We start from the raw sequence: 10261 nt of genomic DNA on the forward strand, positions 1-10261 counted from the left end.
ACCCATTGGATTCCGATGGGCGGGCCGGTCTACGGTCGGAACGCAACCACGACGCAGCCCGCCCCCGGAGGAACCCGAGATGTCGAAGATCCTGTTCGTGATGACCGGCGCCGACCGCTGGACGCTCACCGACGGCACCGAACACCCCACCGGCTACTGGGCCGAGGAGGCCGCCACCCCGTACCGCGCCCTGCGTGCGGACGGCCACCAGGTCACCGTCGCCACCCCCGGCGGCGTCGTCCCGCCCGTCGACCCGGCCAGCCTCGGGCCCGACGCCAACGGCGGCGCCGCAGGGGCCCGCGAACTCGCCGACGCGCTGGCCGAGATGACCGCACTCGACCACCCGCTGGCCATCGCCGACGTCGACCTCGACGACTACGACGCCGTCCTCTACCCCGGCGGCCACGGCCCGATGGAGGACCTCGCCCGGGACGCCGCCTCCGGCCGTCTGCTCACCCGCGCCCTCGCCTCCGGCAAGCCGCTCGCCGTCCTTTGCCACGGCCCCGCCGCGCTGCTCGCCGCCGTCGACCCCGCCACCGGCCGCAATGCCTTCGCGGGCCGCCGGATCGCCGCCTTCACCGACGCCGAGGAGACCCTGGCCGGCTTCGCCGATCGCGCCCCGTGGCTCCTCCAGACCCGCCTCGCCGAAGCCGGCCTCACCCTCGACACCGCCGCCCCCTGGGCCCCGCACGTCGTCGTCGACGGCAACCTCATCACCGGCCAGAACCCGGCCTCCTCGGCCCTGCTGGCCCGGGAACTGCTGAAGCAACTGGGCTGAGACGGGTCGGCCCCGGCCGGCCCCTGTCGGCCGTTGCCCACCGTCGGACGGATGCGGCGCCCGGCAGGTGCCGCGCTCAGGCCGCGGTGATCGGGCGGACGGTGGGGTCGGTGGCGGTGCGGGCGGCGGTGTGGGTGGTGACGAGGCGGCGCAGGGCGTGGTCGGTGGCCGGGTCGGCGGGGGTGAGGGTGAAGAGGCGGTGCGGGCCGGTGGTGAGGATGTCGTAGTGGAGCAGCAGGGGGCCGGCGTCGGGGTGCTGGACGCGCTTGGAGCCGGTGGTGCGCTCCAGGACGGTGTGGTCGTCCCACCACAGGGTGAACTCCGGGCTGTGAGTGCGGAGTTCGGCGAGGAGGGCGGCCAGGCGGGGGTCGTCCGGGTGGTGGGCGGCGGAGGTGCGGAGCTGGCCGACGGTCTCCCGGGCGACCCGGGGCCAGTCGAGCTGGGTGGCGCGGGTCGCCGGGTCGAGGAAGAGCATCCGGGCGGTGTTGTCGGCCGTCCCGGTGCCGAACTCCGGTCCGAACAGGGCCCGGGCGGCCGCGTTGTGGGCCAGCACGTCGAGCCGGTGGTCGGTCAGGTAGGCGGGGAACAGCGGTATGCCGTCCAGGAGTTGGCGCAGCGAGGCGGGAACCTCGGGGCGTCGGGGGCCGCGCGCGGGCAGTACGGGGCTCTCGCCGCGGGCGAGCAGGTGCAGGTGCCGGTGCTCGTCCGGGGTGAGGCGCAGCGCCTCGGCGAGGGCGTCCAGGACGGCGGCGCCCGGGGTGCCGACCCGGCCCTGCTCCAGGCGGACGTACCACTCCACGCTGACGGCGGCGAGCTGGGCGACCTCCTGGCGGCGCAGCCCCGGGGTGCGGCGGCGCGGCCCGCGCTGCAGCCCGGCGTCCTCGGGCTGCAGCCGGGCGCGCTTGGCCCGGAGGAAGGCGGCCAGTTCGCCCTGGCGGGGTGGTACGCGTCCGGTCATGCCCCGATCATCGACGGCCGCCGGGCGATCCGTCCAGCGCCGAGGCTGGTACGCCGAATGCCACCATCCGGAGGGCCTCCCCGAGTGCGCTGCGGTGGGCGAGGGTTGGGGCGTCGAAGCAAGATCCGCCGACCGACTGGGAGCCCCGCGCCATGTCACGTTCACCCCGTACGACCACTGCCACTGCCCCTGCCGCCGCCGGGTGGTCGCGGCCGTCCCGCACCGCCGCCGTCCTGCTGTCCGCCGCCGCCGCGCTGACCCTGCTGGGGGCCGCCGATTCGAGTGCGAAGGTGCGCGGCGAGGCCAAGGAGTTCGGGCGGGTCTCGGTCAGCTCCGGGATCCCGACGGACGCGAAGCGGTTCACGGTCAGCAGCCCCGACCTGGTGAACGGCAGCTTCCCGCAGGCCAATTGGGCGAACGCGTTCGGCTGCAACGGCGGCAACCAGCCGCTGCGCCTGGAGTGGCGCGGCGCCCCGGCCGGCACCCGGAGCTTCGCCGTCACCATGTTCGACCCGGACGCGCCGACCGGCTCCGGCTTCTGGCACTGGCTGGTCTGGGACGTCCCCGCCGGTGCCACCGGCCTGGGGAAGACCCTGCCGGCCGGCGCGGTGGCCGGCACCGACGACGCGGGCGTGCAGGGCTACCTGGGCCCGTGCCCGCCCGTCGGCGACCGTCCGCACCACTACCGGATCACCGTGTACGCCCTGGACACGCCGAGCCTGGCGCAGCCCGCCACCACCCCCGCGGCCGTCACCGCCTTCGGGATGAGCGGCCACGTCATCGGCTACGCGCAGACCACGGTGCTGGCCGCCCGCTGAACTCCGGCCTCCCGAAGGCTACTTGGCGGCTGGCTGGCTGGCTGGCTGGCTGGCTGCGCGCGGGCGGTCCGACCGGGCTGCTCGGGTGGGCTGCTCGGCCGGACCGCCCGGCCGGGCCGGCCGGGGGCGGGTCACTTGGGCGGGGAGAGGCGCAGGCCGCCGTCGGTCTCCAGGACGGTGCCGGTGAGGTTGCGGTTGGTCGCGGCGAGCACGACGGCCTCGGCGACGTCCTCCGCGGAGGCGATCCGGCGGGTCGGCAACTGGGCGGCGGCCTGGGCGAAGTACGCCTCCCGGGCGTCCTGCGGCAGGCCGCTCCACCACGGGGTGTCGACCAGTCCGGGGGAGACCGCGTTGATCCGGCGCGGGGCCAACTCCAGGGCGAGCGGCCGGATCATCGCCTCCAGCGCCCCGTTCACCGCGGCCAGCCCGGCGGTGCCCGGCAGGCCCGCGCGCGCCGAGATCGCGGTGACCAGGGTGACCGATCCGTCCTCGGACAGGTGCGGCAGTGCCGCCTGCACGGTCGTCAACTGCCCCCAGAACTTGGCCTCGAAGGCGCCGCGCAGGGAGGTGAGGTCGAGTTCGGCGAACGGCCCCGCGCCCTCGGCGCCGCTCAGTGAGACCACCAGCCAGTCCAACCTGCCGATGGTGTCGAGGACTTCGGCGATCTGTTCGCGGTCGCCGCCGTCTGCCCGGTGTCCGATCAGCTCCGGGTCGCTCGCCGCCAGCGCCTCCAGCCGCTCCTTGCTGCGGCCCGCCACGTGCACCACGGCCCCCCGGGCGCGCAGTTGGCGGGCGGTGGCCAGTCCGACGCCCGAAGTGCCGCCGACGACCAGTGCGGTGCGCTCGCTCATGTGGTGCCCTCTCCCCTGTGCTCCGTCTGTGCTCCGTCGTTGGGAGCCTCCTCGGTGGGACGAGAGTCGGTCGGCTCCAATTTCGAACCGCGACGTCTCGTCTCGAATTACGGTAGCGTGGTCCCCGTGAACGGGCAAGCGAATCGAGGATCGGGCCGGGAGCCGGCGCGGAAGCCGAACGGACCGGCCGGGACGACCGGAGTGGTGGAGGTGGCCGAGATGGCCGAAGAACCTGACGATGCGTCAACTCCGCTGCGCCCCGGGCGCCGGCGCAGCGAGGAGAGCCGCCGCGCGATCCTCGCCGCCGCGTACGAACTGCTCGGCGAGGCCGGGTACGCGCGCCTCACCGTCGAGGGCATCGCCGCCCGGGCCGGCACCGGCAAGCAGACCCTCTACCGCTGGTGGCCCGGCAAGGCCGACGTCCTGCTCGAAGCCGTCACCGCGCACGCCCGGCAGCGCATCCCGCTGCCCGACACCGGCGACCACGCCGCCGACCTGCACGGCTTCCTTGCCGCCACCTTCGCCGCCGCCACCCCGCCCACCACCGACGCCCTGCGCGCCCTGATGGCCGAGGCCCAGATCGACCCCGCCTTCGGCGAGCGCTTCCACCGCACCCTGCTCACCCCCCGCCGCGAAGCGCTCGGCGTCCTCACCGCCCGCGCCCACGCCGCCGGCGCGCTCGCCCCCCACCTCACCCCCACCGCCGCCGTCGACCTCGCCTTCGGCCTCCTCTGGTACCGGCTGCTCGCCACCGGCGACCCCCTCGACGACCGGCTCGCCGAACTCCTCACCCGCACCCTGCTGCGCTGACCCCGCCGCACCGGCCCGACCGCGGCCGTTTGTTGCGCCAGATGTCCGAGCCCACCCCGCCCGCACGGCCGTCGAACGCCTGAACGAGCATGGCGGGGTGCCAACCGAAACGCCCTCCCGACCGTCCCCGCCCGCCGCGTCCGGACTGCGCCGCTTCACCCGCGGCGCCTTCGCCGACCTCACCCCGCTGCGCCGCAGCCCCGACTACCGCCGGCTCTGGTTCGGGCAGACGGTCTCCTCGATCGGCCAGCAGATGACCGCCCTCGCGGTCGGCATCCAGGTCTACGCCCTCAGCCGCTCCGCCTTCCTCACCGGCCTGGTCGGACTCTTCTCCCTGGTGCCGCTGGTCGTCTTCGGCCTGTACGGCGGCGCCATCGCCGACCGCGTCGACCGCCGCCGCCTCGGCCTGATCGGCTCCGCCGGCCTCGCCGCCGTCTCCGCCCTGCTCGCCGCCCAGGCCCTGCTCCACCTGGGCTCCATCCCCCTGCTCTACGCCGCCGTCGCGCTCCAGGGCGGCTTCTTCGCGGTCAGCTCGCCCGCCCGCTCCTCGATGATCCCGCGACTCGTCCCGCGCGAGCAGCTGCCCGCCGCCAACGCCCTCAACACCATCGGCATGAACCTCGGCCAGACCGTCGGCCCGCTGCTCGGCGGCGTCGCCATCGCCGCGTACGGGGTGCAGAGCGCCTACCTGGTCGACACCGTCGCCTTCACCGCCACCCTCTACGCGATGTGGCGCCTGCCCGCGATGCTCCCGCAGAGCACCACCGGCAAGCGCGCCACCGTCCTCGACGGCCTGCGCTTCCTGCGCGGCCAGCCCAACCTGCGGACCTCCTTCGCCGCCGACCTCGCCGCGATGATCTTCGGCCTGCCGCGCGCCCTCTTCCCCGCGATCGTCCTGCCCTTCTATGGCGGCGACGCCGGCACCGTCGGCCTGCTCGCCGCCGCCCCCGCCGTCGGCGCCCTCGCCGGCGGCCTCTTCTCCGGCTGGATCGGCCGCATCCACCGCCACGGCGTCGCCGTCCTCGCCTCCGTCGCCGCCTGGGGCCTGGCGATCGCCGCCTTCGGACTCGTCCGCAACCTCCCGCTCGGCCTGCTCCTGCTCGCCGCGGCCGGCTGCGCCGACACCGTCTCGATGATCTTCCGCAACACGATGATGCAGGTCGCCGCCCCCGACGAGATGCGCGGCCGGCTCCAAGGCGTCTTCATCGTCGTCGTCGCTGGCGGCCCCCGCCTCGGCGACTTCGAATCCGGCACCGTCGCCACCCTCACCACCCCCACCCTCTCCATCCTCACCGGCGGCCTCGCCTGCGTCGCCGTCGTCCTCTACCTCGCCGCCCGCCGCCCCGGCTTCCTCCGCTACGACGCCCGCCACCCCACACCCTGACCCCACCCACCCGCCGCACCCCGAAACCTGGCAGCGAGCACCCCCCGACGTGCTGTATTGTTTTCCACGTCGCCGAGAGATCGGGGACGAGGTCAGAAAGCCAAGGAGCCCGCGAGGGCCACCGGGCAGACGACCACGGGACGTGGCGCAGCTTGGTAGCGCACTTGACTGGGGGTCAAGGGGTCGCAGGTTCAAATCCTGTCGTCCCGACGTGAGTCGGAAAGGCCGTTGGCCGGGAGAAATCCCAGGTCAGCGGCCTTTTGCATGACGGGGCGTCAGGGACCGCGAAAATCGGTTCGCATGCTGTTTGGGACCAGTTTGGGACCAGGGCCCCGGATTCCGGGGGTAGCCCTCCTTGACCGGACCCGATTTGCCCGATTTCATGGTCACTCTCGGTAGTCGATGCGGAATCGTAATAAGCGATTTCCGGCCATGATTTTGGCAGAAATCCCGCTTGTGTGGCGAAAGTTGGCCATAGCTGACGGGCTGTCAGGTGGCGGCGTGACGTCAAGAGAGAAGCGTGCCGAACGGCACCCCTGACCGCTGGGCGGCTCCGGCGACGTGGGGACGCTTCGGCCGGGACAGTTGCTCTGTGTGACTGCCTGCAGATGCGACCACTCTGCGCACAGCCCCGCACCCCGTGCCCAGGCTGTCCTGCTGGCGGCCCACTTGACCCGGGGCAAGTGCTCCTCCATCCGCTTACGTGCCGGGAAGGCCGAGCCGGTCGAAGGCGGAGTGGCCGGGGAAGGCGACCGACTCGATGCGCGACGGCGGGATCGGCGACCCGTACCCAGCCCGCTGGGAGAGGACCTGGGCGGCTGCGGCACCAACAGCGCGATCACCGGCGAAGCTTTGCACGCTGGGAGAGGACGCGAGTATCTCCATGACGTCGGGAACTGCCGTCGGCGAAGCTCTGCGAGCTGGGAGAGGCTTGATCAGGCCGGTCATTCCGACGCCGAGCTGCGGCGAAACTCTGCGCGCTGGGAGAGGACCAATCCCGCTCGGCGGCGTCAGGGGACCTATTCGGCGAAGCTCTGCGTGCTGAGAGAGGACACCAGCGACTCAACTGATCGCGTCAGGATGGTCGGCGAAGCTCTGCGCGCTGGGAGAGGACCTGGCGGCCGAGGTGGTCACCGGCGAAGCTCTGCGTGCTGGGAGAGGGCGGGTGCGCCAAACTGCAGGCCGTCAACATGCACGGCGAAGCTCTGCGGGCTAGGAGAGGACTTGCCCTCGTCCACCGCGTTGCTCGCTAAGACCGGCGAAGCTCTGCGTGCTGGAAGAGGACCGGATTACCCGGCCCACCGTCGCCGGGGTGCCTGGCGAAGCTCTGCACGCTGGGAGAGGACTTGTCGGTGATGCTCGGGGCGACGGTGCGGTACGGCGAAGCTCTGCGTGCTGGGAGAGGACCGCCCGGGCTGGTGCATGCCGATGGACACCGTCGGCGAAGCTCTGCGCGCGGGGAGAGAACGGCCTCCGGCCGGTGGACGCCACCTTTGACGACGGCGAAGCTCTGCGCGCGGGGAGAGAACTTCCACCCGGTGCCCGCGGTCGGCAGCGGCCACGGCGAAGCTCTGCGTGTTGGGAGAGGACGGCCGCGTCTACACCCGCACCCGTCCGCGCGGCGGCGGAGCTCTGCGCGCTGGGAGAGGACCTGTACATCGCCTGCGAGGACGCGGTGCTGGTCGGCGAAGCTCTACGTGCTGGGAGAGGACAAGCAGCCGCTGGCGCTCTCCGAGGCACGGGCCGGCAAAGCTCTGCGCGCTGGGAGAGGAACTGGTGCCGAACGGCACCCACAGCGCCTTCTTCGGCGAAGCTCTGCGCGCTTGGAGAGGACCGAATCCCCTGTTCGAGCCGAGGTTCTCCTCAGCGGCGAAGCTCTGCGTACTGGGAGAGGACCTGTCCCTGCCCCCACACCGTGAGTCCACCAACGGCGAAGCTCTGCGCGCTGGGAGAGGACTAGTCCACGAAGGCACGCGCGGCTTCCCAGGCCGGCGAAGCTCTGCATGCTGGGAGAGGACCAGATGCTGCCCTTCAAGATGGCGAAGGCCGGCGGCGAAGCTCTGCGCGCTGGGAGAGGACCAGCGGCGCGTCATGCCGGGCCTGGCGGAGCACGGCGAAGCTCTGCGCGCTGGGAGAGGACGGCATCCGGAACGTGATCGTGGGCCTGATCATCGGCGAAGCTCTGCGCGCTGGGAGAGGACACGGTGGCGTCGTACTGCGGCGCCTGCACGTAAGGCGAAGCTCTGCGCGCTGGGAGAGGACAGCTGCTTCTGCGCGGCCTTGCTGCGGGAGGGCGGCGAAGCTCTGCGCGCTGGGAGAGGACAGCTGCGGTTTGGGGGCGGCATCGGCCAGCGCCGGCGAAGCTCTGCGCGCTGGGAGAGGACGTGCGGGTGACGCCCCGGATGCCGCTACGGGCCGGCGAAGCTCTGCGCGCTGGGAGAGGACACCATCCCCGCTCCGAACTCGCTCTCGCGGGTCGGCGAAGCTCTGCGCGCTGGGAGAGGACCGGACAACGTGATGTACCCGGCCATCACTCACCGGCGAAGCTCTGCGCGCTGGGAGAGGACCAGTTCGGCCAGGGTCTGGCGGTAGTAGGGGATGGCGAAGCTCTGCGGGCTGGGAGAGGGCCAGCGGTTCGCCAGCCGAAGCCCGGCCCTCGTCGGCGAAGCTCTGCACGCTAGGAGAGGCCGACATCATCCGCATCATCACGCACGGGCCGTCCGGCGAAGCTCTGCACGTTGCGAGAGAACGCCGCGCTGTCCAACCCGATCACCGCCGTGATCGGCGAAGCTCTGCGCGCTGGGAGAGAACGGTGGAGGGAGGGTTGATCACTGGTCAGCACCCGGCGAAGCTCTGCGCGCTGGGAGAGGACGTCGGCAGCGTGATTGCCCTCCTCTTCAACGGCGGCGAAGCTCTGCACGCTGGGAGAGGAATCGGGCAGGCACTGGCAGACCACCGCGTACCGCGGCGAAGTTCTACGTGCTGGGAGAGAACCCGATACCGGACAGGTTACCGATGAACCCCGACGGCGAAGCTCTGCGCGCTGGGAGAGGACTCCTACCTCGCCTCGCGGGGCGTCAGGGTGTCCGGCGAAGCTCTGCGCGCTGGGAGAGGACAGCAGCGCGTTCATCGGCACCTCGACGCCAACCGGCGAAGCTCTGCGCGCTGGGAGAGGACCTGCCCGGCAACAGGACCCCTGGTCCGTGTGGGGGCGAAGCTCTGCGCGCTGGGAGAGGACATGGACCTGATGCAGTCGACGTCCAAGGTCGACGGCGAAGCTCTGCGCGCTGGGAGAGGACGCCTTGTCGTCGGAGATCTTGTAGCGCGGGTGCGGCGAAGCTCTGCGCGCTGGGAGAGGACATCGCCCACGGGAAGTGGCTCGACCGGCCGGCCGGCGAAGCTCTGCGCGCTGGGAGAGGACCGGCCGATGGCGAGCAGGGACCAGCCCGCGGCCGGCGAAGCTCTGCGCGCTGGGAGAGGACACCATGAGCAGCGGCATGTCTCCGCCGAAGTTCGGCGAAGCTCTGCGCGCTGGGAGAGGACTCGTCCGGCTCCTGCCACTCGTCAGCCATCCGCGGCGAAGCTCTGCGCGCTGGGAGAGGACGCGGGCGGGGTGGCGGCCCGGGCGGTGGGGAGCGGCGAAGCTCTGCGCGCTGGGAGAGGACCTGGGTGTTCACGGGTGCTCCTGGCGGTCGGTCGGCGAAGCTCTGCGCGCTGGGAGAGGACTCACCGAGGATCGCGTTCGTCTGGGCCGCGGTCGGCGAAGCTCTGCACGCTGAGAGAGGACAGCCCGGAGTACCCGTACTGCTCGTACAAGTGCGGCGAAGTTTTGCATGCTGGGAGAGGACGTCTTCGACGGCGTCCGCTGCAACCGGGTCGGCGGCGAAGCTCTGCGCGGCGGGAGAGAACCCGATACCGGACAGGTTGCCGATGAACCCCGACGGCGAAGCTCTGTGCACTGGGAGAGAGCGAGGGCCCGCCGGGCAAGATCCTGCGCTACGACGGCGAAGCTCAGCGCATTGAGGGAGGACCGGCCATCGGACAGTTCGTACTGACGGGCCAGCGGCGAAGCTCTGCGCGCTGGGAGAGGACCAGATACACGAGACACATCTACCGGATCCGCCCGGCGAAGTTCTGCGCGCTGGGAAAGGACCACAAGGAGCAGCAGACCCAACAGGCCGATCTCGGCGAATCTCTGCGCGCTGGGAGAGGACGGCAGGTCCCGCCACTGCTTCGTGACCGGGTCCGGCGAAGCTCTGCACCCTGGGAGAGGACGCCGCGAGCGTCACGAGTTTGCTGAGCATCGACGGCGAAGCTCTGCACGCTGGAGAGGACCCGGCGAGGGTGGTGGTGATGTCCTCGACGGTCCGCGAAGCTCTCCGCGCTGGGAGAGGACAAGCCGTGGACCAATGCCCGCTGGGTCACCGCCAGCGAAGCTCTGCGCGCTGGGAGAGGACCGCCCCTGCTCCTCGCGCCCCAGGTGTTCGACCGGCGAAGCTCTGCGCGCTAGGAGAGGACTCGGCGCGCGGAAGGAACAGCCGGGCGGACTCCGGCGAAGCTCTGCGCGCTAAGGGCTGTCCCGCAACTGCCCTCGCAGACCTGGCGGCTGTTACGGAAACCGAAATGTGGTGCGGCGGGACAGCCGTGCTGGCATCATGCTCC

The 10261-nt window shown here is 72.0% G+C and carries 7 protein-coding genes and 1 tRNA gene; 5 read left to right on the forward strand and 3 right to left on the reverse strand.

Annotation, left to right across the window (positions count from 1 at the left end; all coding sequences use genetic code 11):
* Positions 1–79: 79 nt before the first annotated feature.
* On the forward strand, positions 80–778 hold the full coding sequence (locus ACWEO5_RS26935) for a type 1 glutamine amidotransferase domain-containing protein (protein ID WP_452164820.1): 699 nt from the start codon (positions 80–82) through the stop codon (positions 776–778).
* A gap of 76 nt (positions 779–854) precedes the next feature.
* Here ACWEO5_RS26935 and ACWEO5_RS26940 read toward each other — a convergent pair whose 3' ends face one another.
* Positions 855–1736 (reverse strand): helix-turn-helix transcriptional regulator, encoded by an 882-nt coding sequence (locus ACWEO5_RS26940; protein WP_452164821.1) that lies wholly within the window; start codon positions 1734–1736, stop codon positions 855–857.
* A 152-nt stretch (positions 1737–1888) separates the two neighbouring features.
* Here ACWEO5_RS26940 and ACWEO5_RS26945 point away from each other — a divergent pair, with 152 nt between their 5' ends.
* Entirely contained in the window at positions 1889–2554 is a 666-nt protein-coding gene (locus tag ACWEO5_RS26945) for a YbhB/YbcL family Raf kinase inhibitor-like protein (RefSeq protein WP_452164822.1), read from the forward strand.
* 131 nt (positions 2555–2685) lie between these two features.
* Here ACWEO5_RS26945 and ACWEO5_RS26950 read toward each other — a convergent pair whose 3' ends face one another.
* The gene (locus ACWEO5_RS26950; RefSeq protein WP_452164823.1) at positions 2686–3405 is read right to left on the reverse strand and encodes an SDR family oxidoreductase; all 720 of its coding nucleotides are present in this window, start codon (positions 3403–3405) and stop codon (positions 2686–2688) included.
* Positions 3406–3624: 219 nt separating this feature from the next.
* On the opposite strand from ACWEO5_RS26950, the gene ACWEO5_RS26955 reads away from it, so the two are divergent.
* The 3 genes from ACWEO5_RS26955 (at position 3625) to ACWEO5_RS26965 (ending at position 5809) form a co-directional block, all read left to right on the forward strand.
* A complete protein-coding gene (locus ACWEO5_RS26955; RefSeq protein ID WP_452164824.1) occupies positions 3625–4215 on the forward strand; it encodes a TetR/AcrR family transcriptional regulator in 591 nt (196 codons plus the stop codon).
* 97 nt (positions 4216–4312) lie between these two features.
* On the forward strand, positions 4313–5599 hold the full coding sequence (locus ACWEO5_RS26960) for an MFS transporter (protein ID WP_452164825.1): 1287 nt from the start codon (positions 4313–4315) through the stop codon (positions 5597–5599).
* A 136-nt stretch (positions 5600–5735) separates the two neighbouring features.
* Positions 5736–5809 (forward strand) — tRNA-Pro (locus ACWEO5_RS26965).
* Between the two features lie 2467 nt (positions 5810–8276).
* On the opposite strand, the gene ACWEO5_RS26970 is transcribed toward ACWEO5_RS26965, so the two are convergent.
* Positions 8277–8519: a hypothetical protein gene (locus ACWEO5_RS26970; RefSeq protein WP_452164826.1), complete on the reverse strand. Its 243-nt coding sequence runs from the start codon at positions 8517–8519 to the stop codon at positions 8277–8279.
* Between the last annotated feature and the right edge of the window lie 1742 nt (positions 8520–10261).

The sequence above is a fragment of the Kitasatospora sp. NPDC004272 genome, from assembly GCF_053603035.1.